This is a genomic window from Rhodococcus aetherivorans, assembly GCF_025722975.1.
GTDB lineage: Bacteria > Actinomycetota > Actinomycetes > Mycobacteriales > Mycobacteriaceae > Rhodococcus > Rhodococcus aetherivorans.
Genome location: NZ_CP106982.1, coordinates 4,280,306 through 4,305,503 on the forward strand (window position 1 = coordinate 4,280,306; position 25,198 = coordinate 4,305,503).

Genomic DNA, 25,198 nt, shown 5'->3' on the forward strand with positions numbered 1-25,198 from the left:
GGTGCACGCGCCCCCACCCGCCGCTCGGGGTCAGGCGGCTTCGGCCTGAACGGTGGTGCGGCTCTTCATCAGCGGCTGGATGCGGGTGCCGAAGTTCTCGATGCCCTCGACGAAGTCGTCGAAGGTGAGCATGATGCCCTTGATGCCCTCGATCTCGGCGACCTCGTCGAGCATCTTCGCGACGGTCTCGTACGAGCCGACGAGGGTGCCCATGTTGAAGTTCACGGCGCCCTCGGGCAGGGAGATGGTCTTGGCGGTCGAGGCGTCGTCGGCGGTGGCGTCGGCGGCGGACTGGTCGGCCATGTAGCCGAGGGCGGCGAGGTCGGCGTTGTCGTGGTAGTCCTGCCACTTCGCCTGTGCCGCTTCGTCGGTCTCGTCGGCGATGATCATGAACAGCGTCAGGGCGCCGACGTCGCGGCCCGTCTTGTTCGCCGCCTCGACGAGGGTGGCGGTGGCGTCGGAGATCGCGGTGGGCGTGTTGATGCCCGTGCCCATGATGAAGTTGTAATCGGCCATTTCGGAGGCGAACTTCATGCCGCTCTTGGACTGTCCGGCCGCGACGATCGGCACGGCGCCGCCGGTGGGGCTCGGCGAGAGGACGCACTCGTCCATCGTGTAGTGCTCGCCCTTGAAGTTGCTGACACCGTCGGCCCACAATTGCCGCATGACGGTCACGTACTCGGTGGCCTGCTGGTAGCGGTAGCCGAAGTACTCCTCGCCCGGCCATAGGCCCATCTGCGTGTATTCGTTGGGCGCCCAACCGGTCACGATGTTGACGCCGAAGCGGCCGGGGGCGATCGAGTCGATGGTCGACGCCATGCGGGCGACCATGGCCGGCGGGAGGGTGAGGATCGGGGTGGAGGCGAACAGCTTGATCTTCTCGGTGACGGCCGCAAGGCCGGCCATGAGGGTGAACGACTCGAGGTTGTGATCCCAGAACTCGGTCTCGCCGCCGAAGCCCTTGAGCTTGATCATCGACAGGGCGAAGTCGAGGCCGTGCTTCTCGGCCTTCTGCACGATCGTCTTGTTGAGCTCGAACGACGGCATGTACTGCGGGGCGCTCTTGGAGATGAGCCAGCCGTTGTTGCCGATGGGGATGAAGACGCCGATTTCCATGTCGCTCCTGAAGCTGCGGGGATTCGAAGAAGCGGTGGGGCAACATTGCCCTGCTCGCCATGACTTCGAATGTATTCAGGGGTTATTGCCGAATCGGAGCTCATGGGTAACGGACTTGTTGCCCCGGTTAACGATCTTTGACGGACTCCGCACGCCCCAGGTGACCGACGGGGGCCGCACTCCCCCGCTGCACCCATTCCACGGCGAAGTTCCGGTGCACCGGCGCACCCGCCGCGCCGTCGATCCGCGCGAGCAGCAGTTCGGCGGCGGCCGAGGCCATGTCCTCGAGCGGCTGGCGCACCGTCGTCAGGTCGAACATCGACCAGCCCGACGCGTCGAGGTCGTTGTAGCCGACGATCGACACGTCGTCGGGCACGAGCAGGCCCAGGCGCTTGGTGGCGTCGAGGGTGCCGTAGGCCATGTAGTCCGTCGCGCAGAACACCGCCGTCGGCCGGTCCGGCCGGCTCAGCAGCTCCATGCCGCCCTCGTAGCCGGTCTTCGCGTCCACCGCGCCACGGTGCACGAGCGTCTCGTCCAGCGGATGGCCGTGCTTGTCGAGCCCCTCCCGGAAGCCTGCCTCGCGCAGCTTCACGCTTGGGTTCTCCAGCGGGCCGGAGATCAGCCCGATGCGCCGATGCCCCAGCTCGACCAGGTGGTCGGCGACGAGCCGGCCCCCGCCGACGTTGTCCGACGTGACCCGGTCCACCCGGCCGGCCTGGCTGCCGTCGACGTCGCGGTTGAGGATCACCAGCGGGATCTTCCAGTCGATCATCTCCGACACGATGGGCGAGTCCAGCCGCGCCGAGATGAACACGACCCCGTCCACCAGCCCGCCGCGCAGCGCCAGGATGTCCTTCTCCAACGACCCCTCGGTCCGGTCACTCATCAGCAGCACCCGGTAGTCGTGCTGCGCGAACCGGTCCTGGAGCGTGTTCACCAGCGTCGGATACGACGGATTCCGCAGGTCACCACTGACCACCGCGATCGACGACGACCGCCGGGTGATCAGGCTCCGCGCCGTGATGTGCGGGACGTAGCCCATCTCCTTCGCCAGCGCCTGGATGCGCTCGCGGGTCTCCTCGATGACGCGCGGGTCGCCCCGGAGGGCACGGGACACCGTCGACTGCGACACGCCCGCGGCGCGCGCGACGTCGTAGCTGGTGACCGACTTGTTGCCCACGAACGGATTCTAGGTGCGCATTGCCCCTCCCGGCGCGCACGCTTGCACCCTTTAGCAACAGCGAACGGCAATCCACGCCGATCGGCTGCCCTGGGTCGCCGCGGAGGAACGATCTCGGTTGCCGCGGTCGCACCCACAGACTTGGCGCTCGACGGTGGGGAACCCGCCCGCCACCGATCAGGTGGACCGATGCCGACTAGGGTCGATGCCCCAACCGGGTGGTTCTAGGAGCGGTCACGTGTCGATCCCTGCGGACAGCTCCAGCCTTTTCGCGGATACCCCGACGATGCGCCGAAGGACAAGGCTGACATCCTCGCCAGCGCCGTCGCCGCGATTGCCGGCGGCAATATCGCCCAGGCCCGGCATGTTCTGCGCACCGGGTGCCTATCCATTCCGGCTGCGAAGACGGCGCGGAGCAGCGGTGCCACCTCAAGACGCTCGGCTTGGTCCTCCCAGCCGACCTTGACGTCCCAGTCCTTGTGAAACCGGACTCGTGGCCAGCTCATCGTGGAGCAGCACTGCCACCAGGCGCTCGGTCCATTCGACGAGCGGAGCCTGATTTCTGGGGCCGATGCCCACCGAGAACTTCGCCTCGGGCGCGGACGTAGCAAGCCAGATCGGCCAACCGGCGTCTCACTTCGACGAGATCCATCCGGTCAATGCCTGTAACAAACCGGCAAGCCCACATCGAAAGAAAGGGCGAGAAGCAAACCGCTTAGAACGGGGCCCCGATGACTCAGCCTCCGCAACCGCCGTACAGTCAGCAGCCTCCGCAGGGCGGCCAATATCCGCCGCAGTACGGGGCGCCTCAGACGCAGACACCGAAAAGGCGCAAGAAGTGGCCGTGGATCCTGGGAGCCATCGTGGCGTTCTTCGTCATCATCGCGGTTGCGACGAGCGGCGGAGGCGACGAGTCCACCAGCACCGGCAGCAGCCCCACCGGGAGCAATAGCACCGGGGAGAACAGTGAGAACTCCGGAGGCAGCTCCCTGGACGCGGGCGCAGCCCCCGCGGGGATCGGCAACGAGGTCCGCGACGGCAAGTTTGCCTTTACCGTCACCGATGTCGAGACCGGTACCACCCAGGCCGGCGACAACCCCTATGCGAACAAGGTTCCACAAGGACAGTTCGTGTTCGTGCACGTGGACGTGAAGAACATCGGGGACAAGGCCCAGTCCTACTTCGGATCCAACCAGAAGCTCATCGGCGTCCAGGGGCGTGAGTTCAACAACGACACCGAAGCAGAAATCTACGCGAACGACAACTTCACCATCGGCGACATCAACCCCGGCAACACCGCGTCGGTGATCGTCGTCTTCGACATCCCCCCCGACGCCCAGCCCAAGACCGTCGAGCTGCACGACTCGATGTTCTCCGGCGGCGCCACCGTCAATATCGGCTGATCCACTGCTCCAGCTGAACCGCATGGGTCTAGGGACGCCCCCGCAGAAACAAGCAACGGCCGGCATGGAGGGACATTGATACACGATGCAAAACCAGCATGTGGCTCTCGGAGGACCTGGTGCCGCGCCGGCATCCCCCAGTGTGAATCGTGTCCAGTTGCCCACATCTGCCGCAAGGACATCGCTGCTGCCGCCAAAGGTCGGTGGAATCTGAAGGACACCAACAGATGGAACACTCACAGCCACCACCGCACGGACAGCCACATTCAAGGCCGGACACTGATCGACGACGGTTTGTCAATGCCCTGCTCGTAATCAGCGCAGTCGTACTACTTATCACTTTCTTCGCCAACCAGGAAACCGAAACAGACACCGCAAGCGTGAGCACCGAGGTCACCTCACCAGAGTCACCGACACCCGAAACACCGACTGCATCCTTCGCCCCCGCCCAACCGCCGGCTCCGGTCAACGCCATCGGCAGACCCGTTCGAGACGGCCAGTTCGAATTCGTAGTCACCTCTTTCGACGGCAGCACCGCTCAGATAACGGTGACGAACATCGGTGACCGACCGAAGACGGTCGACGTCGGAGAGCAGGTCCTCGTTGACATCCAAGGCCGGCAGTTTGCTCCCAGCGTGAGCACCATGTCCGACATCTACTACGAGACCTTAAATCCCGGGGAATCCGTGTCAGGTGCGTTGACTTACGAGCTCAGCGGCGCAGTCCCGAACCATCTGGAGCTGCATGACTCGGTATTCAGCGAGGGCGTCGAAGTCTCGCTCCGATAGCAATCGGGCGAACGAGCACTACGTCGCACTCTTCGTTTTTGACGACGCCGGCCGAACAAGTGCGATGAACTGCTCAACCCAATCTCGATACGAGACGAAGCTGAGGGAGGAGGAAGGGACCCATACCGGGGCCGTCGGGGATGTCTTCATGGTCGTGGCGAAATTCGTCGGTGGGCGCATCACAGGACTGTTCATCGGCGCAATCATGTCGAGCTGCTCTTGACGCCGAGCCGCCTCCTCCGATCCAACGCCGAGCCGATCACCGACAACTGAAATGATCGGACCCATGATTAGCGCTCCGATACTCGAGGGGCCCGCTTGGTGCGCGCCGGGACTCGACACGAAGGGCAGCCGGTTCCCCCTGCGGGTCGAGGCACCGGTGATGAACCTGGTCGACGCTCTCGTCCCCGGTGTGTCGACGATGACCAGCAACAGCCGCTACTACAGCTTGTATTGGGCGCTGGCCGATTACGCCCACGACCAGGACTTCGACACCCTCACGTGTCGGACCGTGCTGCGGCGCGCCGAGGTTGCGCTGGCATTGGCATCACTGGTCGACACCGGTACCGGCGGACTGGACGGCCCCGGCGATATGCACGGCGCCGACACCGTCCGGACTCGGCTGCTCACCAGGTCGGCTGAGTGTCTTGCCGATGTCGGCGAGGGTTCGTATTCGCCGCGGGTGTGGGGGTTCTGGTCCCAGTACAAGGGCCCGGTCGTGACGTTGGGGATCGCCTCGACAGACCGTGAAGCTCTCCGCCGGGGCCCGCGCGCAACTCCCGACTCGGTGAAGGCCATGTTCCGGCCCTTCCTCGATCTGGTTGCCGACCGGCCGGTGACCGTCGACGACGCAGCGGACTTGATCGACCTCACCCGCGTGCTTCCCGATTCCGCGGACGTCGCGCCCCTGCGCGCGGTCATGACCGCCACCGAATCCGGTGGGACACAGACCGTGTGGACCGCCAACGATCGCACGAGACGGTCGACGTTCCGGATTCTGGCACGAGCGGTGCAGCTGCAGCCGAGCGGTAAGGGGTGGACGGACCGGTTTTTCAACGCCGTGGCCTATGGCTCCGCCCTCGACGGCGATCCCGTTCTCGCCATGGAGGGAAAACGCGCACAGACCTGGCGGGGCCTGCTGCTGCGGCACCACTCGGTCGGTGCGTGGCGGCGCCTGTGGTCGGCGCTCGTCGACCAGGTCGTCGCCGCAGGAGTACCGGTGGCACGCCAGGACCTGCACGAGTGGATCCGGGGCTCGACCACCGACGACACCGTCGAGATGTTTCTGAGGGGCTGCCCCGACCCGTTCGACGCACACGGTCACCCTGCCCCGGCCGAGGTACGGCTTCGGGAGCTGCGCGAGCCGATAGAAGCCGACCTCGGTGTACTCCTGCTCGGGTCCCTGCGAGACGACCAGCTCACCGGCGTCACCCAGCAGGCGTTTCGCGGCCACGCGGGACGAGGACGGTATCTGGACCCGCGGTGGGTGGCCCATCAGCGGCGCGAGCACCTCCACCGGCCGCTGTCGGACTTCGCGTGCACCCTGGTCGACGACATGCTCGCCCAATCCCACCGTGTCGCACTGCTGAAGATGCACATCGACGGAAACGGACGCATGAAATTGCCCACCAAGCTGCACGAGCGCAACGGCCGATACTTCGCCGACAATCGTGAGGGATCCGGAAACGTGGGGTTGCGCCTCGAGCAACTCGGTGGACTCGGCACCCAGCTCGGGCTCTTCGACACCGCCGGTGAGCGCGTGGTGACCACCGAGCGGGCGGCAACCCTGCTGGAGCTGCCGCGATGACCCGGGCACGGTTCGGGCTGCATTCGCCACTGACCTTGCTGCACGAATGGGACAACGGTCCGCTCCGGGAGGTCCTGATCACCGGGTACACCCTGGATCTGGTGTTCATCGAGCGGCACTGCGTGCCGATCGCCCGTGCCCTCGGTGCCCGGGTGACGGTGCTCTCCGACGCTCACCAGCCGGTGCACGACGCCGCGGACGTCCGCTACGCCGGCCGGACCTACCAGCAGGGCAACGTCGGCTGCCGCGGCGCGTTTCACCCCAAGCTTGCGGTGCTCGTCGGAGACGATGACGTCTGGGTGGCGATCGGATCGGGGAATCCCACCACCTCCGGATGGGGTCACAACGACGAACTGTGGTTGGTGATCCGCTCCCCGCGAACCGTCGGACCGGCGGCCTTGGTCGATCTCGCCGAGTGGCTGCGCACCCTGCCCTCGGTGGTGTCGATGCCGTCCTGGATTGCCGATACCCTGCACGTCCTCGCAGAGTCGATCACCCCGGAGCAGGTCGACGACTCGTTGCCCGAGCTGTCCATCGTGGGAAACCTCCACCGGCCGATCATCGAACGACTCCCCCAGACGCGGATGCGTTCCCTGCACCTGTCCGCGCCGTTCTTCGACCCGGCCTCCGCCGCGGTCGCCGCACTGACCGCGCAAATGACCCCGGAACACGTCGTCGTCGCGCTGCAGGAGACGGTGTCCTGGTACAACGGTGCGACGCTGGTAGATGCCACTGCGGCCGTACCAAGCGTCGAGTTCCGATTCCTCGACGAGACCCGCACCAGCCACGGCAAGCTCGTGGAATGGCAGGACAGCGCGGCGACCACTGCGCTGGTCGGCAGCGCGAACCTCAGCCGCGCTGCCCTGCTGACATCGACCCTCCAAGGCGGCAACTGTGAGCTGGTGGCAGTCCATCCGGTCGAGCACACGCTCCTGCCGGACGGAGTGGGCACCGCCGCCGCGGACGGTATGCGGACACGGTCGACCATGCCCTCCCACCCCGAATCCCGTAACCGAGTGCCACTCACGCTGCTCGGCGCCCGGTGGCAGGACGACGCGATCCTCGTCGAACTGCATACTGCGGCAGCAGGATCGATCACGGTCGAGATGTCACCGACCGGCGCGCCGGGATCGTGGCGGCGCGTCGACGTCATCGATGCGCACATCCCCGGTCGAGTCGAGACCGTCTTCCGGGCCGACGAAAGCACCGGTGGAGCGGTCCGCGCTCGGATCGCAGAACCCGACGAGTACGTGACCTCCGTCGCCTTCCTGACCGACGTCGCCCGGTGCCTACCCCGGCAGGTCGACGATGGCGGTCCGCGCCTCTCCCGCGACTACGACATCGACGATTTCATCAACGACCCCGAACTGGCGGACCGGCTGAGCAACGATCTGCTGCGGTTGATGAAGACGATCGGCCAGCACCGCGCCGCGACCCCGACGCCGGTGCCACCGGCCCGGTCTCCGCACGAGACCGAGCGCGCGGACGACCGATGGGGTGCGTGGTTGGACAGCGTGCAGCGCGCCCTCGGCCCGACGTTCGCCGGGCTGATCTTCCCCAAGGCGACGCCGGCGAGCCGACCGGAAACGGACACGGCGGTGCAGTGGACCATCGACGACACCGAACCGGTCACCGACATCACCGACGACGAGAACGACGAGGACGTCGACCCGATCGCCGACGCCGGCAACGACCAGCAGCCGCCGGTGATCGATCCCGATCAACGCGCGGCGTGGCGCACTCGCTCGGAACGACTGCGCAGCGCGGTGGTCGCCGAACACCGACGGCCTCCCCTGGAACTGCGTATGGGGGTGACCCGGATCTACATCGATCTGCTCGCTGCCGGAGTGTGGGGACCCGACGACGAGGAGTGGCGTTGGGCCCTTGCCGACGTCCTGACATCGCTGCCGCCGCGAGACCGCGATGACGAGAAGGTTCCCGACACCGCGCTGACCTACACGAGCTCGATGATCGCGGTGGGCTTGGCGCTGCTGGGGCAGGACACGAAGATGGACGGGGGATATCCCGAGGACGTCCTGTGGCGGTCGACGTGGAAAAGGCTGCGCGTCTGGCTACCGTCGGCGCGCACCGAGATCATCGACGACTATCTGTACGTGCCGTCGCAGAGCTATGCGCGGGTGGCGGACAAAGTCACCATCGATTCGTTGATCGAACTGGCTGTCGAGGCGGCGGCCGATCCGCACGCGGAGACACGTGCGACGCTCGACGCGGCCGGCTTGACGGCACAGTTCCGTGACGGCGTGTGGATCGGTGAGGCCAACAGCGGCGCTGTTCGCAAGGTCGCTGCTCGCATCGCAACAATCGTGGGTGACCCGTGTGCGGTGATCGTTGCAGGTACGGGAAAGGCGTGTGCGGTGCTGCGCGTCGGTGCGACGTTGGTGATGGGTGAGCGGACGCCCGCGATGTGGCACGTGATGACGATGCCGTCGTCCGTGAGTACCCCGATGTCTCTTCTGACAGGCGCCGACGGGCTGCCTTCGTCTCGAAAGCGAATCCCGCTGGGGACGCCGAACCCAGACGTGATCTCGGTAGCAGATGCTCTGGGTATCGACCTTGCCCAGCTTATTGAAGCCGTTCGCCGATGGGGCTGACCGACCCGAATCCGAAATCTGATGACCGCACCGGATCCCCCGCGCGATCGGCGCCCGGGCACCCACCGACCAGACGGCACCGTTGTCCGCCGCCACCCCTTGTATCAGGGCTCGGTCGTTCCCGTCCGATAAGCGCGCCTTATGTCAACTTCGAGCTACCGACTCGTGAGGTTCCGCATCGGCAGCAACGACGGTGTCGTAAAGGCCGTAGTGGCGCAGACCCTTGTGGGATTCGATACCGGTGTAGGACAGGGAGGCGTCTTCGTAGCGGCGGAAGGCGAAGACGGCTTGATTCATGTGGGTGGCGTTGAAGACGCCGAGATTGACCAGGAGGTGAAAGTCGGCGACGCTCAGACCGGTGACGGCTCTGAACAGCTCGGGCTCCAGTTTGGTGATGACGTCTTGGAGTGTGTTCTCACGGAAGTCGGTGAGGTACATGAACGCCGGGATACGGGTGGCGAACTTGACCAGCTTCTCCTGGATCTGCTTCCGCTTGGACTTGTACTCCTTCTCCTCCGCCGTCAGTTCCTTCTTCTCCTTGGGTGTTAGATCTTCGCCCTTCTCCTTCTTGGCCTTCTTTACGGCTTCACTCTTGTTGACGACGGTCTCGAAGATCGCCGACCCCAAAGCACGGAACCCTTCGATGTTCATCACTGCGTCCATCGCGGCCTGGTTGCCCATAATGCGGCGCAGGGTGTCGTTGTCGACGTTTACGAGGATCGCGGACTCCCACTTGCGGGCCAACAATGTCGCCGAGGTTCCAGCCATGGCGATATCGAGGATGCCGCCCGCGTCGACCTGGGTCATGTTCGAGCCGTCGTAGGCGAGCACCGGCAGGAACTTCACCAGTTCCTCGACGGCCTGTTCAGGGTTCTGGGTCTCCGGCGAGAGTCCCACCCCGTAATCCGAAATCTGGCGCAGCGCCCGGGTGGGGGCGAAGTCGAACACGAAGCACACCGGCTTGAGCACGGTCTCCTGGTTCGGGTCGTCCCCGTCGGGGTTCTTGATCGACCACGGTGACTGCACCCTGAACGCCGCCTGAAAGTACGTCTCGGGGGAGTTGAGGTTGCGCAGCATGAGGATCGAGGACCACTGCTTCACCGTGACCCCGGTGGTGAGCTTCCCGCATGACAGCGTGATGGTCTTGGTGTCGTGGCCGTCACGGATGGCCGCGCGCACCGGTGGCAGGGCATCGAGCCCGATCCCCGCATGCGGGCCGGCAACGACAAGGACCTTGTAGTCGTGCCAGAATACGTTCTGCCGCGCGGCCAGCAGGTTCGCCATCGCCTCGCAGGCCGAGACGGTGGGCAGGAACCAGAACGAGTGCTGCAAGTACGGCAGCAGGCGAGCATCGGAGTACGGGAACGGCGGGCGGGTGCCCATCCGCATCGCGTCGACCTGGCTGGGCAGATATGCGCCACGGATGATGTCGACCCACTTCTGCACGTCCGACTTGTGCACGAACTCGGCGGCTTTACCGGTGCCGGTGGCTTCGAAGAATGCGTTGAGGTCGAACTCGTCGAACTCGCCCTGGCTCGCTACCGCGATCAGCTCGTCGGGCATCTGGTATGTGAACAACCGCATCTCAGGCAACGCCCCGTACGGGTTCCACTCGCCGGGATGCGCGGCGGCGTAGTCGGTCTTGGCGCGCTGCTCGTCGGTGTAGGTCCAGTTGAAGATCTGCTCCTCTATGAACTCCCCGGTGGCCAGAGCCTTGAACGGGGTTCCCGACAGGTACAGGTAGGCACGGGTGGTGATGGGGAGGAAGTCGTCCTCGTCGTTGCCCAGCTCGTCGAGTTCCTCATCGAACGCGACCAATCCGTCGTCGTACTCGGCGGCGAGTTCCTTCTTTGCGACCGTGTCGTCCTCGCCCTCGAACAACTCCTTGGCCGAATCGCGCCAGGCACCGAAGTGGTACTCGTCGAAGATCACCAGGTCCCAGTTGGTGGTGTGCACCCACTCGTTCTTGGACTTGATCAGCCCCGTCTTCTTGTCACGGCCGAGCAGGTCCTGGAACGAGCCGAAATACACCAGCGGTCGAGCCCGGTCTGCGGCGTCGGGGTCTGTGCCAGCTGCAGAGGAGCGGTACTGCCAGTCCTCGAAGTCGGCATGGGACTCCAGGTCGGTCTGCCATGCGTCCTCGACGGCCGGCTTGAACGTAACCACTAGGACGCGTTGGGCATCGAGACGTTTAGCCAGCTGGTAGGCGGCGAAGGTCTTACCGAAGCGCATCTTCGCGTTCCACAAGAATCGCGGCACGGCCTGTGGATTTTCGGCCCAGATCGACTTGTAGTACTCGTAGGTCTTTTCGACAGCATGCTCCTGCTCGGGGCGCATCGGGAACGTCTCGTGATGCGTGCCGGTGAGTTTCTGCCCGGTGCGTAGCTCGGTGATCGCGGCGCGGACATCGTCAGGGGTGCAGCGCATCCACTCACGTGCCGATCCGAAGATCGGGTTGTCGAAGCCCTTCTCGATAAGGCGCTGGCGCACGTCGGTGTCACGGAAGATCGTGCCGTCGTCCCGCTCGGCCAGCTCGTCGACATGGAGAGTGTAGGCGTGCTGCATCTGTCCTTGAGACTGGCGGATGCGCGCGTTCACGTCAGCCTTCGTAGTCTGGCCGACCTTGATCAGACCGACGTAGTCGGCTGGCGGGTCGTTCGGGGTCCAGGCGTAGATGCGCAGCCGCTCGACAGGCTTGGCAGGGAGCAGCTCGGCGATGTCTTTACTCATCCCCGTCATCCCCGCCCTCGTCGAACAGGGTGTCGTCGTGTGCGGCGACCTGGGACTCGACAAACGCGATCTCGTCGTCTGTCAGTCCGTACCGCTCATAGAGTAGGGAGTCAGTCCAGTCGCGGTCGAGTGGCACGTCAGGAACGAAGGCGTACACGTCGCGGGTGGCGTGTTGCGTCGACTTGCGCAGTGAGACGAGAAAGCGAACGAAGCGGGTCCGCATATACATCGCATACCGAGCGGCTTCCTCCTCGGTGCCGAACCTTCCCGCGACCAGATAGGTCTCGGTGCAAGCGGTGCCTGGTCCAGCGATGATCGGCTTGGACAGGAACTTCGTCTCGACTGCGGCACTTGTGCCTTGCACCGCCGTCATGAGCACTTTCCACTGGTCAATCCAGGCATCGTTGAGGGGGATGTCAGATCTGTCGATCCATGTCACCTTGCGCGATCCGAAGAGTTGAACTGGGTTGCTGATTCCGCGTGGCGACTCGTTACCGTGGAAGAAGGTACGTAGACCAAATGGCTTGCCACTAGACACTCGAGTGTCGAGGGTGACCTCGCGCCGTGCGCGGACCTTCTCGAGGATGGGAACCGCTTCGTTGCGGCGGACGAGGACATCGTATGTATCGAGGTAGCGAGCGACAGCTTCTCCTACCGGCTGACCGTCCCACATCGTCTGGATGGTGCAGGGACCGTCATAGTCCCGGTCCCACAGGAAGTAGGAGACGCCGCCCCTGATCTTCACGCCAGGGAAAGCCTCGTAGAGCTTCGGGTAGTCCACAATATGGTGCATACGATGGTCGGCGAGCATCTTCTTGCGATAGTCATCGAGCCCTTTACCACCTGCGAACCAGCGGGACGGGGTGACGAAGACGGCGAAGCGCGGGTCCAGACCGAGGGCCTTCTCGACGAACATCTGATAGATCGGTGCTGCGGAAGTGCCGTAGCCGCCGTCGCTGAGCTGATAGGGCGGGTTTCCGATGATGACGTCGAACTGCATGGTGTCTCCGAACAGCTCGGCAATACGAGCGTTGATATCGTCGGTGTGGATGAACGCGTAGGCGTGGGTTTCGAGTTCGGATCCACGCCCGTAGTCGTCTTCGCTGGCACCGCAGTAGCGACATCTGCGGTGGGTGTAGATGGTGATCTCATCTCCGGTCAGCGGGTCGGCACGGAACTCCCGTTTGCCACCGACCCAGGTGTGCTCGGTGCGCTCGAACCAGATGTTGCCGTCCTCTGTGGTGAAAGACGTGGCGACCGAGTGTGGGCCGTTGGCGTACTTGGAGCAGTAGACGCTGCGGCGAGCCAGAAGCGCGGTGAGCTGGGTGATGCCGATGCCATAGACCTGCCGGGTGAGGATGTGGTCGACGCGCTCAGCTAGGTCGGGGATGGCGAGGGCAAGGCCGTCGGTGAGGCGGCGAGTGATTTCCCGGAGGAAGACCCCGGACTTGGTGAACGGGTCCAGGAAGGTGACGTCCGGACTCGCCCAGAGATTCGCGCCGTCGTTGGCATCAGACCATGCCTTGGCGAGCAGATCGAGCATGGCGTTCGCCATCTCGGGCGGGGTGAAAACCTCGTCGTTGGAGAGATTGGCGATGCATGTCAAGACGTCCGGATTGTGACCCCGCAGGGTGAAGGGTGCAAGGCTCACGCGGCACTCACCAGCTCGGCGATCTCGTGGACCGTCATCGTCGGATACGTCTTGGCCGGAGTGAAGAGATCCTGTCCCAGATCCTGGAACAACGACCCTTCCGCCTCATACGCGGCACGCTGGGTGAGGTCGTCATAGCGGAAGTCGCGGCGCTGAAACTTGCCCTTGCCGAGGTATCCCCACTCAGGGAACGTGATCGGGCGTCCGCTTGGCAGGGTCATGGTCAAAGCGTCGCCCTGGACGATGTTGGTGGTGAGGACGGTGCGGGCGGCCCGGGCCCATTCGTCCTCATCGTCGACGCCCAGGAAGGTGTTGAAGACGGTGGAGAGGTTGTCGCGGCACTCCTGCGCGTTGTCGGCGAGCAGTTCGATGCCGTAGGTGCACATCAGGGCGAACAGGGCGTAGCAGCGCTTCTCGAAGTCGTTCTTACCGTGCCGGACCAGCACGGTGGCGAGCTTGCGAGCAAGAACAGTCACGAGGAAGTTGCCGGCCCCGCAGGCGGGTTCCAGCACACGCGAGTCGATACGCTCAGACTCCCCCTTGACCAGGTCGAGCATCTCCTCCACCATCCAGGCAGGAGTGAACACCTCGCCGTGGTCGGCAACGCGTTGCTTGGACTTGACCAAGCGCTCTACGTCGCTCAGGTTCATTACCGCTCCTCACTCCATGTTCGTCTCTGCTAGGTTAAGCGCCTTCCGGAAAGTGGTGGAACTCGCCCGCTGCACCGATTAGTTCGACCCCGAATCGTCGCGAAGTCTGGACCCGGGTTTCGTACCCGTCGGACTGTTGATTCGGCGCGTTTTGCCTGTTCAGACCTGGCCGAGGGCGGTGATCGCGGCAGGCGGGATAACCCGGCAGTGACGGAAGATTTCGGCTGGCGCGGTGTTCGGCGGGGTGGTGTGGACAGCGGTGCTGGTACTGCCGGTCAGTCCTACGGCGTGCACCCTGCTAAGGGCGGCTTCTTCGACGCTGATGTGCAGGTCGGACGTGACGATGAGGTACTTGCCGTCCAACCGCTCTTCGGCTCCTCACCCTCCCGGAGCGAGCGCTGGCCGACAAGGCCCACAGCAGCACGGCCAACCATGCCTTCCTGCGCAGACGCGGCGAACGCACCGAACCCTTGGACAAGCGATCCCGTTGATCGTCTCCGTTTCGCCCGATTCCGGCAAGATTTGCAGGGCTCCCGTATCAGCTGCGGCAACGGACAGATCTGTCGACCCGAACCGCACAGTCGACGCGAGCTATCCAGGCCCTGTGGCGAGTGGGCTATCGACGTCTGCCGAAGCCGGAGAGTCCTCCTGAAACCGTCCAGACACTGGTACTCGTCACGACCGTGCCCCTTCGCCAGCGCTTCTTTGACTTCTTGGGAGCGTGATTCACCGGCTTGTCCGGCCCGGTGTCAACCAGACGGACGATCTTCTTGCCGGTTGCCTTGTCGATCCCGATGACACGCAGGGGCTCGGAAGACATTAGGAGCGACAACTCCATCAGCATCTCCGCAGCGATCGGCCCCTTCGCAGCGATCGGCGCGAGGCTGCCCGGCGCCTCCTGGCAGAGGTGCCGCACCCACTACGCGACAAATCTGATGGCGGTGACCCCGAAGTCGTCGTGGCCCTGGGTGAAGACGCTGCTACATTCGTTCTACGACCGGCCTGACGCGGAGTCCGTTCAGGCACAATATGATCGAGTGATCGATGCGCTCAGGGCGAAGCTGCCGAAGGTGGCCGATCACCTCGACGCCGCACGGTCGGATCTGTTGGCGTTCACCGCGTTCCCGAAGCAGATTTGGAAACAGGCCTGGTCCAACCTGTTCCGCATCGCAAGCAGCCCACCCGCAGCCACCACCTGACCACCGACCCCGAACGGGTCACGACCAAGGACACCAGTGGAAACGCCGGGCAGACCGGCGAGACACTCATGCCCGAAACCGGAACAACGTCCGAAAACGATCGGAGAACAGACACAGATCAACACCGGTGGATCAGGGTTGATCCACCGACGAGGAATCACGCGACGACGTCGTACACCACCTCACAGGACTTGACCCGGTCCCGTTGACCAGGTGCTGATGACCCAGTTGCCTATTCGGGTATCCACAAGGAGGTGGCTGTAGCAGTACCGTTCCAGCCATGGCACAGCCACTCGAAGGCAAGACCGCCCTGGTCGCCGGCGCCACCCGCGGCGCCGGCCGCGGCACCGCAATCGCCCTCGGTGAGGCCGGCGCGACGGTCTACTGCACCGGCCGCAGCACCCGCGAGCGCCGCTCGGAGTACGACCGGCCGGAGACCATCGAGGAGACCGCCGAGCTGGTGACGGCCGCGGGCGGAGTCGGCATCCCCGTCGCCGTCGACCACCTCGATCCCGAGCAGGTGCGACGGCTCGTGCAGCGCATCGACGACGAGCACGGCCGCCTCGACGTCCTCGTCAACGACATCTGGGGCGGCGAGAAGCTCATCGAGTGGGACACCCCGCTGTGGGAACACGACCTCACCGGCGGGCTGCGGATGGTGCATCTCTCGGTCGACACGCACCTGATCACCAGCCACTTCGCGCTGCCACTGCTGATCCGGAACCCCGGTGGGCTCGTTGTCGAGATGACCGACGGCACAGCCGAATACAACGCGAAGAACTTTCGTCTCTCGGTGTTCTACGACCTGGTCAAGTCCTCGATGCTCCGGCTTGCGTTCTCCCAGGCGAAGGAGCTGGCGCCGCACGGGTGCACGGCCGTCGCGCTGACGCCCGGGTGGATGCGGTCGGAGATGATGCTCGAGCACTTCGGGGTCACGGAGGAGAACTGGCGCGACGCCGCCGTGCCACATTTCGTCGCGATCTCGGAGTCGCCGCGTTTCGTCGGCCGGGCCGTCGCGGCGCTGGCCGCGGATCCGGACGTCCATCGCCGCAACGGCGGGTCGTTCTCGTCGGGTGGCCTGGCGCGCGAGTACGGCTTCACCGACGTCGACGGATCACAGCCCGACTGCTGGCGGTACATGGTCGAGGTTCAAGATCCAGGCCTGCCGGCGGATGCGACGGGGTATCGGTGAGCGCGACACGCCGACAGAACGACTACTGTTCGCCCACAGCACATTCCACGCAGGGGCGCCGAATCGATTGACGGCCCCGCGTCCCGGTGCGACGATGTGGCATCCCCCGCGCCCGCGAGGGCCACAATTGAAAAGGCCCGCCAGGAGTTGCCGCTCCCGACGGGCCGGATGTCCGACTGGAATGGAGTCGAACGTGGGTAAGAATACCCGCGTCGGAGGCGTGCGCCGCGCGCCGCGCCCGACGAGCAACTACACCGTCGTCCGCAACGAGACGATCGGCAACAAGGACCTCTCCTTCCGCGCCCGCGCGGTCTTGATCTGGCTGCTTTCGAAGCCGGCCGACTGGCGCATCCGCTCCGACGCGATCGCCGCGGAATCACCGTCCGAAGGCCGCGACGCCATCCGGTCCGCGATGCGCGAACTGGCTGCGCACGGCCACCTCGTCACCGAGCGTCGGCAGAACGAGCACGGCCAGTGGATCACCGTCCAGACCGTCTACGAAGTACCGCTCCGGCCCGAGCCGGGGCCTGGAAATCCGAACCCCGGCGAACCGGACACCGGAGAGCCCGGCGCTGAACAAAGAACTGAGGACCAAGAGACTGAAACAAACCCCTCACCGGCCGCCGAACCGGCGGCACCGTCCGCGCGGCCACAAGGGGTGATCAGCATTCCGGAGAAGAAGCAGATCGGCGAGCTGGCGACCGCATGCCGCGCCGCGGGCCTGACGGCGACGTTCGACTATCTGCCCGCCGCCGCGCGCTCCCAGATCGTCGCGCTGATCGACTCCCACGGAATCCCGCCCCTGGTTGCGGCGGCCCGATCGGCGCATCGACCGGGCAATCCGACGCGCTTCGCGCACGCATGGATCCCGCTGTGGCAATTGCTCCCCCAGCCGCGGCCCCCGCTGCCGCCCCGATGCGGCCGGTGCGACGAGTACGGCTGGCTGCCCGACGACCCGCACGGGCGCGCCATCCGATGCCCGTGCCGTCGCGTGCACGCACCCGCCCACCCGCTCGCCGCGTGAGTACCCGTCGACGGCGAACCGGTAGCATCGGCGAGAACTGTGCCATGACCACCGAATCGAGGTCGGACGCCCATGTCCCGTAAGCGCTCCGAGTCGAGTAGCGGATCCTCACCTCGTAAGCCACTTCCCGACAATGTCGTGTCGTTGGCCGAGCGCCGTCGCCGGACGGTCACACCGATCGAGCAGTACCGCACACTGGCGCCGGAGTTCGCCGCATGGCTGATGGAGAACGCTGGATGCCCCGCGAATCAGGCGGAGGATTTCGTTGTCAGCGTCGCGCATGCGATCGACGCGCTCTCGCGTGCAGATTCCGGGTTTGCGACCACGGCATGGCGGAGCCGCGACGTGGACCACCTTCTCGAGCGGGTGCTGACGAGTGAACTGGTCGAGGACGACGAAGAGACGCGGGCGCATATCGCCGGGGATGCCGCCGTGTTCTTGCAGTTCCTCTCGGCGACAAACCGGTGGACCGGCCAGGACGAAGACCTCGGGTACGCCCTGTCCACGCTCACGTCGTACATCGAATCGAGGCTCGCGTCTCTTCCACCCACCGAGGTCGACGAACCACCGGTCGAGCCCGAGGTCGAACGTGCCGCCTTGACGGTCGTACCGGTCGTCGCACGGCTGGACGCCCTGCTCGGCTGGATCGGTGAACGCCGGCCTGTGACCGCGACCGGCGCGCTGAAGCGTGCCCTGGTCATGGAGGCCTTCGACGCTGTCGGCGGCAAGCGCGAGGATCTGGCGCCACGCAAGGTCCAGTCGATGTGGGATCTTCCCGTACTGGCACAGACCTGGGTCGTTGCAGCCATGCTGGACCTGATCTCGATCGGAAAGACCGTCGTCAAACCCGGTCCTGCCGCGCCGGCGTGGCGGGATCCGGACCGGAATCCCGGCGAGTACCTCACCCTGTGCCGGGACGCGGTGACACATTCCCTCGTCGTGGCCCTCGGCAGGCGCGGCGAGGGGCGGCTCGTAGCATTTCATTCCGTCCTCGACGAGGCGACCGCTGCCGTCCTGTCCGCCGGTCTCGGTGAGCACCCCCTGCCGGCCGGCCCCGAGGAACGCCTGCACGCACTGTCCGTGCTGTTCCCCGGCAGGCCGGTCGGACCGAGTCTTCTCGGCAGCATGCTCGGCGACCGCCTCGACGACCTCGTCGCCGACGGGCTCCTCGACGACGCGGACGGCTACCGCGTGCCGACGCCTCTCCGTCCTGCCGTGCGGGCCGCCGTGCGCATCCTCCTCGGCGACGCGACACCCGTCGCCATCCACCCGCCCGCGCGGTGCACCCTGCGAATCACGTTGCGCGACAGCGAACCTGCGGTGTGGCGACGGGTGGTGGTCGACAATTCCCTGAGTCTGCTGCATCTGCACTTCGTCATCCAGAGCTGCTTCGCCTGGGAGGACTACCACCTGCACCAGTTCACCGAGGGCGAGCCGTTCACCGGTGGTTGCGTGTACGTGCCCGACGATCAGCTCGACGACGAGCTCGCAAACGGTCAGGACGAGGTCGTCTACGAGGGAATGGTGACCATCGGGACGGCGCTGCCCCAGGTCGGGGCATCGCTGACGTACCTGTACGACTACGGCGACGGGTGGACGCACGACATCGTCGTCGAGTCCGTCGCCGAATTCGACGCCGAAGCTCCGCGCGCCGCCTGTGTCGACGGGCAGGGCCTGGCGCCGGCCGAGGACTCCGGCGGGACGTGGGGCTGGACGGACATGCTCGCCGCGGCCGACGACCCGGCCCACGATCGACACGACGAGATCCGGCAGTGGCTCGGACTGCGGCCGGGTGAGCGCGTCGACCCGGAGTGGTTCGACCGCGACGACGCCAACGGACAGCTGCGCGCACTGTTCGGATAGCGCTGCGGTCAAACGGTTTGCGCGAATCTCGCATCGAGCGAGCAATCCTTCTCCCCGGTCCGCCGTACACCCTCGGCAGCGGTGGGTGACGACACGAAAACCTGGGTTCGGCGCCACCCGAGGCACGCCGTGTCGGGCCGATCCGCGCCCGCCGGAAGAATCAACCGGTCGGCCAGCGGCGGCTTGCCGAAGGCACGACGCAGTGGTTCGTCACTCGGCAGTGCGCGTTCCAGGTCGGTTGCGTACGTGATCGAGAGGTCCTCGGACACGGTGAGGAGGCCCGTGTCGAATGCGACATCGTGTGTGGGGCAGGCCGTCAGTCCGTTCAGGTGGTCGAGGCGTTCCTTGTTGGTGCTGTCTCGCCACGGCTTGATGTGGCTCGCAGTGAGCAGTCGCGGCCGGCGACGTCCCCCGATCACGCTCCCCATGCCGCAGAACACGCACCGGTTGCCATGGCCGGTGAGCACTGCCTTGGCGAAGCGGTGCTGACCGATACGAACGGTCGAGGTGAGCAAACGCTGCGTGATCTCGACCGGCACATCCTGCCGCTCACGCGCCCACTTCTCGACAACCCCCTCGAGTTCTCGCTCGACGGCGGCCGCTTGTAGAGGCTGGGAAGGTGCTGGACTGGAAAGCCGGCTCGATGCGCGCTGCTGCCGGACCGACTGTGGTCGACGAGCACGAGGCACACAGCGACAGGACGACCTCGTTCTGGACGAAGTTCACCTGCCGCTGTCCTCGACCTGTTCGGCCAGGTCGAGGACCGGGACCAGCCCGGCCGCGGACACGAGATTGTGTTCGTCGAACACCCCGGACCCAGCCGTGAAGGTGTCCGATGATTGCACTGAAAGCGCCTCTACGTATATGGGTAAACGTGACGTCAAGAATCTCGATTCTCTCACTACGGGAAGCGCTTTCGTCATTCACATGCCGTCACGGCCGGCGCGGTCTCCACGGATCCGGCCTCAGCGATGCCGAGAAGCAGGAACAGGGTCACCACATCGAACGGATTACGCCTCACCCCTCCGGGTGAGCCTTCAGTTCAACTAAAGCCCACCATAGCGATTCGACATTGTCATGAACACGGGCCGCTTCTAATGTGATGTAGGTAATGGTCAAGCGAAGGATGTGACATGCAAATAGTCACTCTTCCGGCACCCTGCGGGAACGCCTCGTGCGACGTGGACTGCGACAGCAAGACACGTTCTGCCTCGCTTGACCCGCCCGTTCGCAACTGCCGATCGGGCGCCGTTCGATCCGCCTCGCGGTGAACCGAAAGAACGCTCATGACTTCCATCGAGATACTGCCACTGATCGCATTGGTGGCGATGTTCGTGATCGCCACCTTCTTCCCCATCAACATCGGCATATTGGGGTTCATCGGCGCGTTCGTCGTGGGCGCGTTCCTCCTCGGCTACGACGACAAGGAGATCCTCGCCGAGTTCCCCAGTTCGATCGTGCTGACGATCATCGGCGTCACCTACTTCTTCGGCATGGCGAAGAAGAACGGGACCATCGATCTCCTCGTCAACACCTGCATACGCAGCGTCCGCGGACGAGTGACGATCGTTCCCTGGGTGTTCTTCTTCTGCGCCTCGGTACTCACGGCCTTGGGCACGTTCAGCCCGGCGGCCGTCGCCTTGATCACGCCGGCGGCGATGTCGTTCGCCGCTCGCACCCGGATGAGCCCGCTGGTGATGGGTATCATGACCATCAACGGCGCACACGCCGGAGCATTCTCGCCGATCTCGGTCTCGGGCGTCCTCGTCCGTGACATCGTCGAATCGAGTGGGTTGACGATCGCCCCGTGGACCCTGTTCTTCGCCAGCTACGGCATCAACCTGCTGCTCTCGGTCCTGACCGTGATCGGCTACGCCGTGCTCGCCCGGATGCGGAACCTCGAATTCACCGCTACCGGCTCGAGTGACGAGTTCGACTCCGACGGCGGCGGGAGTCCTCACCGCACTCCCGTCGAGGGACCCGGCACGGCCCCGTCCGGCAGCTCGGCCGGGGGAACCGGCACCCAGGTACTCATCCGGACCCCGCGCACCGAGATCGTCACCGAACCCGCACGACAGCCGGTCACCGCCGTGCAGAAGCTCACCCTCGTCCTGATCGCCGCGGTGCTGGTGCTGGTGCTGGTGCTGCACATGCCGATCAGCTTCGTCGCCATCGCCGCCGGTGCGATCCTCGCCTTCACCGACCTGTCCAAGCAGAGTGAGGCCATCGCCGGTATCAGCTGGTCCACGGTGCTGCTCGTGGCGGGCATGGTCACCTATGTCTCCCTCATGGAGGAGATCGGCACGCTCGACCATCTCGCCGAAATGGCGATCACCATCGGGGCCCCCCTGCTGGTCGCCGTCGTCCTCTGCTATGTCATCGGCGTCACCTCGGCGTTCGCGTCGTCGACCGCACTGCTCACCGCTGTCATCCCGCTCGCGCTTCCGCTGCTGCAGACCGGAGCACTCCCGGTCGTCGGCGTCGTGGCGGCCCTCGCCATCTCGGCCACCGTGGTCGACGTATCCCCGTTCTCGACCAACGGCGCGCTCGTCCTCGCCAACGCCCAGAACATCGAACGCCCCCGGTTCTACCGCCAGCTGCTGCTGAACGCGGGCATCGTGGTCGCGATCGCGCCGATGCTGTGCTGGCTGCTGCTGGTGGCCATCCCGGCCCTGGCCTGACGCGTCGACGCCACCCCCTGAGGGTTTAGCTCTAGTTAACCCTCATCGAGAAATCCGCCATTGTTCTCCACCCTGATCTCGGTCAGGGTGGGTAGTGGGACACCGCTGGCACCTACGCTCCCTATCCGATCGGAGCCTCCAGCGGTGCCTCACACACTCTTCCAACCCGAAAGGTGGGCCGACCGTGTTCACACTCCGTGGAACCTGGATGCGGGGAGGCACCAGCAAGTGCTGGCTGTTCAACGCCGTGGACGTCGATCCCCTCATCCCCCAGGCAGGGGGGCTGGACGCCATCTTGACCTCCGCGTTCGGCTCCGGCGACCCGCGCCAGCTCGATGGTGTCGGCGGCGGCAGCTCGACCACGTCGAAGGCGGCGATCGTGCGCCGCTCCAGCGAGTCCGGCATCGACGTCGACTACCTGTTCGCGCAGGTCGCGATCGGTGACCGGCAGGTCGAATGGGGCAGCAACTGCGGAAACTGCGCCACCGCGATCGGACTGTATGCGCTGCAATCCGGCTTCGTTCCGGTCGACTCCGCGGTGACGACCGTGCGAATGCGCAACCAGAACACCGGCGCAATCCTCACTGCCGAGATCGCGACCCCGGGCGGAATGATCCCCACCGAGGGTGACGCGGCCGTGCCAGGCACCAGCGCGCTGGGCGTCCCGGTTGGCCTCACCTTCGCCGGTCTCGCTGCCGATACAGCCACACTGCTGCCCACCGGCGCACCCGCCGAACAGATTTCGATCGATAACCACACGTACCGCGCCACGATGGTCGCCGCTGGCGCTCCGGCGGCGTTGTTCGACGCCGCCGACCTCGGCCTGACCGGCGCAGAAGACAATCGGACCATCGCCGAACACCTGCCGCTGCTTCTCCGGCTGCGACGGGAATCATCGTTGCGGATGGGACTGAGCAAACCGGGAGACCCGGTCACACACGCGATCCCCAAGATCGGCGTCGTCGGCCCGCCGGTGGACTACCGCACCAGCGCGGGCGTCGACATCGACGAAGACGACTACGACATCTCCGTCCGGATGCTGTCGATGCTTGCCCCGCACCCCGCAATCGGACTGACGTCCGCTGTCGCCGTCGCCGCGGCGTCCACCGTGACCGGTGGCGTCGTCACCCACAACACACGGGTCCGGTGGCCCGGATCGCTACGGATAGGGACGCCCGCCGGGGTCCTCGACGTCGACCTCACCACCTCGCCCGACGGTATCCTCGAATCGGTCACCTTGCACCGGGCGGCCCGACGCATCGCAGTGGCGGAACTCTTCGTCACCGGCCCGGCGCCCGCACTGGTCGGGTTGGCACGGTGAAGGTCCGAATGCCCGAGAACGCCACGATCGCACCCCGGACAATCGACGCGCGGATCGCCCGCTCCTGGCTGCTGGTCAACGGCGGCCGGACCGACCTGTTCGACCAGGCCGAACGTTCCTGCGCCGATCAGATCGTCCTCGACATCGAGGACGCAGTCGATCCGCAACGGAAGTCCTCAGCACGCGAGGACGTTGCCGCCTGGCTCGAACACTCCTCGGCCTGGGTCCGGATCAACGACCGGTCCTCGAAGTACTGGAGCGACGACGTCGATCGACTCGCCGGCCTTCCCGGACTGGCGGGTGTAATGCTCGCGAAAGTCGAAGCGGCCGAACATATCACCGAAACCTTCGACCGACTCGGCGGAGGCACCCCAGTTCTTGCCCTGGTCGAATCCGCCCTCGGCATCGAGCAGGCCGGCGCTATCGCCCGCGCCCGCGGCGTGTTCAGGCTCGCCTTCGGCAGCGGCGACTATCGCCGGGACACCGGCACGAGCGCCGACGACCTCGCCATGGCGTACCCTCGCTCCCGACTGGTGGTCGCCAGCCGGGTCGGCCGGCTGCCCGGACCGATCGACGGCCCCACCGTCAGCAACGGCCACACCGTGTTGCGCGAACAGTCCGCAGTGACCGTCTCCCTCGGCCTTACCGGAAAGCTGTGCCTGGACACCGATCAGCTGCAGGTGATCAACGAGGCCATCAGCCCTACACCGTCGGATGTCACCTGGGCGCGGCAGTTCCTGGCCGATTTCGAAGCCCGCGGCCGCATCATCCGCGACGGCAGCGACCTGCCCCGCCTCGGGCGGGCCGAGCAGATCACTCGCCTCGCCGACGCGTTCGGCATCTGCCGGAACTGACAGGCATCCTTCCGGGGAGGGTCGGGCCCCTATCCGGCCTCGAATCCCTCCTGCAGTAGGCGGGCGGCGGCAGTGCACACCGCGATTCCTTCCTGCGCGGCCGGGCTCAGCCGCCGCTCGGTCAGATGCGCGACCAGGATGCGCCGCTGCGGCGGGCGGGTCGCGAGGGGAATCGACCGGACGTCGGGCCGGAGGTTGAGCACGGCCAGGCGCGGCGCGATGGCCACACCGAGCTCGACGGCCACCATCGCCTGTACTTCACCGTAGTCGTGCGCGAACACGCTCGTCCGAGGCATGAAACCACCTTGTTGACAGAGCTTTTCGAGTGTCTGGGCAACCGGGTGATCGTCGGCGCGCACCACCCACGACTCGTCGCGCAGTTCGGTGATCCGGATCGAGTCGCGGTCGGCCAGACGGTGCCGTTCCGACACCAGCAACACGGTCGGATCGTTCATCAGGTGGTGGTAGGTCAACGTGGGGTCGTCGATCCGGTTCCATTCGTAGTCCCACAGCAACGACAATTCGGTCTCCCGCCGGCGCAGGGCGTCGACCAGTTGCGCGAACCGGCCGCTGAGCACCTTCAGATCGACGCCCGGGTGCCGCGTCTTGAACTCCTTGACCACCAGCGGCAGCAGTGACGATCCGGCCGTGGGAAAGGTGCCGATCGCCAGCACACCGGCCCGCAGCCCCTTGATCTCCGCGAGTTCGGCCTCGGCGGCCTCCAGCTCGACCAGGATACGTTCGGTGTGCCGAACCACCGAGCTTCCGGCCTCGGTCAGCACGATGCCTCGCGCGTGCCGCTCCAGAAGCGGCTGCCCCGCCTCCTTCTCCAGCTTCGCGATCTGTTGGGACACAGCCGAAGTGGTATACCCGAGCGCGGACGCCGCCGCGGTGATCGACCCGTGCGCGGCGACCGTGCGCAGTGTGAACATCCTGGCAGTATCCAGCACGCGCCACCCCTGACTTTAGACAAAGTTAACTGCTGTCGATATGCCCGTGATTGTAGTTGAACCCGGGGGATGTCAATCTGAGGTGGCGGCAACGGCGCCACGGACTTTTCGGTCGCGCCATGACCCTGCCGGCATCACCCGTCGGTCCGCGCTCGTGCACCCCGGCCGCTGTCGAGC

The 25,198-nt window shown here is 65.5% G+C and carries 20 protein-coding genes and 1 pseudogene; 11 read left to right on the top strand and 10 right to left on the bottom strand.

Annotation, left to right across the window (positions count from 1 at the left end):
- Positions 1-30: 30 nt before the first annotated feature.
- The 3 genes from rutA to OCS65_RS19410 form a co-directional block, all read right to left on the bottom strand.
- Positions 31-1,116 carry a pyrimidine utilization protein A gene (gene rutA / locus OCS65_RS19400; RefSeq protein WP_017680428.1) on the bottom strand — a complete coding sequence of 362 codons (1,086 nt, stop codon included), beginning with the start codon at positions 1,114-1,116 and terminating at the stop codon, positions 31-33.
- Between the two features lie 127 nt (positions 1,117-1,243).
- A complete protein-coding gene (locus tag OCS65_RS19405; protein ID WP_263507428.1) occupies positions 1,244-2,296 on the bottom strand; it encodes a LacI family DNA-binding transcriptional regulator in 1,053 nt (350 codons plus the stop codon).
- 234 nt (positions 2,297-2,530) lie between these two features.
- A complete protein-coding gene (locus OCS65_RS19410) occupies positions 2,531-2,662 on the bottom strand; it encodes a hypothetical protein (RefSeq protein ID WP_263507429.1) in 132 nt (43 codons plus the stop codon).
- A gap of 497 nt (positions 2,663-3,159) precedes the next feature.
- Here OCS65_RS19410 and OCS65_RS19415 point away from each other — a divergent pair, with 497 nt between their 5' ends.
- The 4 genes from OCS65_RS19415 (at position 3,160) to OCS65_RS19430 (ending at position 8,906) form a co-directional block, all read left to right on the top strand.
- Positions 3,160-3,699 (top strand): DUF4352 domain-containing protein, encoded by a 540-nt coding sequence (locus tag OCS65_RS19415; RefSeq protein ID WP_263507430.1) that lies wholly within the window; start codon positions 3,160-3,162, stop codon positions 3,697-3,699.
- 380 nt (positions 3,700-4,079) lie between these two features.
- On the top strand, positions 4,080-4,487 hold the full coding sequence (locus OCS65_RS19420) for a DUF4352 domain-containing protein (RefSeq protein ID WP_263507431.1): 408 nt from the start codon (positions 4,080-4,082) through the stop codon (positions 4,485-4,487).
- A 286-nt stretch (positions 4,488-4,773) separates the two neighbouring features.
- Positions 4,774-6,294: a hypothetical protein gene (locus OCS65_RS19425; RefSeq protein WP_263507432.1), complete on the top strand. Its 1,521-nt coding sequence runs from the start codon at positions 4,774-4,776 to the stop codon at positions 6,292-6,294.
- Complete coding sequence (locus OCS65_RS19430) at positions 6,291-8,906, top strand: phospholipase D-like domain-containing protein (protein WP_263507433.1); 2,616 nt, start codon at positions 6,291-6,293, stop codon at positions 8,904-8,906. Before OCS65_RS19425 ends, OCS65_RS19430 begins: the two co-directional genes overlap by 4 nt.
- Before the next feature lie 144 nt (positions 8,907-9,050).
- Here the strand turns inward: OCS65_RS19430 and OCS65_RS19435 are convergent, their stop codons facing one another.
- From OCS65_RS19435 to OCS65_RS19450, 4 genes are all read right to left on the bottom strand, one after another.
- Positions 9,051-11,636, bottom strand: coding sequence for a DEAD/DEAH box helicase family protein (locus tag OCS65_RS19435; protein WP_263507434.1), 2,586 nt, complete (start codon positions 11,634-11,636; stop codon positions 9,051-9,053).
- Positions 11,629-13,287, bottom strand: coding sequence for an Eco57I restriction-modification methylase domain-containing protein (locus tag OCS65_RS19440; protein WP_263507435.1), 1,659 nt, complete (start codon positions 13,285-13,287; stop codon positions 11,629-11,631). The genes OCS65_RS19435 and OCS65_RS19440 overlap by 8 nt, the downstream gene beginning before the upstream one ends.
- Positions 13,284-13,937 (bottom strand): N-6 DNA methylase, encoded by a 654-nt coding sequence (locus tag OCS65_RS19445; protein ID WP_263507436.1) that lies wholly within the window; start codon positions 13,935-13,937, stop codon positions 13,284-13,286. The genes OCS65_RS19440 and OCS65_RS19445 overlap by 4 nt, the downstream gene beginning before the upstream one ends.
- Before the next feature lie 159 nt (positions 13,938-14,096).
- Positions 14,097-14,300: a hypothetical protein gene (locus tag OCS65_RS19450; protein WP_263507437.1), complete on the bottom strand. Its 204-nt coding sequence runs from the start codon at positions 14,298-14,300 to the stop codon at positions 14,097-14,099.
- 494 nt (positions 14,301-14,794) lie between these two features.
- Here OCS65_RS19450 and OCS65_RS19455 point away from each other — a divergent pair.
- The 4 genes and pseudogenes from OCS65_RS19455 to OCS65_RS19470 form a co-directional block, all read left to right on the top strand.
- A pseudogene (locus OCS65_RS19455) lies at positions 14,795-15,136 on the top strand (transposase); the annotation flags it as partial.
- A 280-nt stretch (positions 15,137-15,416) separates the two neighbouring features.
- Positions 15,417-16,328, top strand: coding sequence for an SDR family oxidoreductase (locus OCS65_RS19460; RefSeq protein WP_263507438.1), 912 nt, complete (start codon positions 15,417-15,419; stop codon positions 16,326-16,328).
- 220 nt (positions 16,329-16,548) lie between these two features.
- Complete coding sequence (locus OCS65_RS19465) at positions 16,549-17,352, top strand: replication protein (protein WP_263510377.1); 804 nt, start codon at positions 16,549-16,551, stop codon at positions 17,350-17,352.
- A gap of 345 nt (positions 17,353-17,697) precedes the next feature.
- Positions 17,698-19,215 carry a plasmid pRiA4b ORF-3 family protein gene (locus OCS65_RS19470; protein ID WP_263507439.1) on the top strand — a complete coding sequence of 506 codons (1,518 nt, stop codon included), beginning with the start codon at positions 17,698-17,700 and terminating at the stop codon, positions 19,213-19,215.
- Positions 19,216-19,223: 8 nt separating this feature from the next.
- Here OCS65_RS19470 and OCS65_RS19475 read toward each other — a convergent pair whose 3' ends face one another.
- Both OCS65_RS19475 and OCS65_RS19480 read right to left on the bottom strand, forming a co-directional pair.
- A complete protein-coding gene (locus OCS65_RS19475; RefSeq protein ID WP_263507440.1) occupies positions 19,224-19,754 on the bottom strand; it encodes an HNH endonuclease in 531 nt (176 codons plus the stop codon).
- Positions 19,755-19,937: 183 nt separating this feature from the next.
- Positions 19,938-20,060, bottom strand: coding sequence for a hypothetical protein (locus tag OCS65_RS19480; protein ID WP_255326693.1), 123 nt, complete (start codon positions 20,058-20,060; stop codon positions 19,938-19,940).
- A gap of 441 nt (positions 20,061-20,501) precedes the next feature.
- On the opposite strand from OCS65_RS19480, the gene OCS65_RS19485 reads away from it, so the two are divergent.
- The 3 genes from OCS65_RS19485 (at position 20,502) to OCS65_RS19495 (ending at position 24,071) form a co-directional block, all read left to right on the top strand.
- Positions 20,502-21,896, top strand: coding sequence for an SLC13 family permease (locus OCS65_RS19485; RefSeq protein WP_029542716.1), 1,395 nt, complete (start codon positions 20,502-20,504; stop codon positions 21,894-21,896).
- Between the two features lie 208 nt (positions 21,897-22,104).
- On the top strand, positions 22,105-23,217 hold the full coding sequence (locus OCS65_RS19490) for a PrpF domain-containing protein (RefSeq protein ID WP_263510378.1): 1,113 nt from the start codon (positions 22,105-22,107) through the stop codon (positions 23,215-23,217).
- Positions 23,218-23,225: 8 nt separating this feature from the next.
- Positions 23,226-24,071 (top strand): HpcH/HpaI aldolase/citrate lyase family protein, encoded by an 846-nt coding sequence (locus OCS65_RS19495; protein ID WP_263507441.1) that lies wholly within the window; start codon positions 23,226-23,228, stop codon positions 24,069-24,071.
- Between the two features lie 29 nt (positions 24,072-24,100).
- On the opposite strand, the gene OCS65_RS19500 is transcribed toward OCS65_RS19495, so the two are convergent.
- Positions 24,101-25,021 (bottom strand): LysR family transcriptional regulator, encoded by a 921-nt coding sequence (locus tag OCS65_RS19500; protein ID WP_029542709.1) that lies wholly within the window; start codon positions 25,019-25,021, stop codon positions 24,101-24,103.
- Between the last annotated feature and the right edge of the window lie 177 nt (positions 25,022-25,198).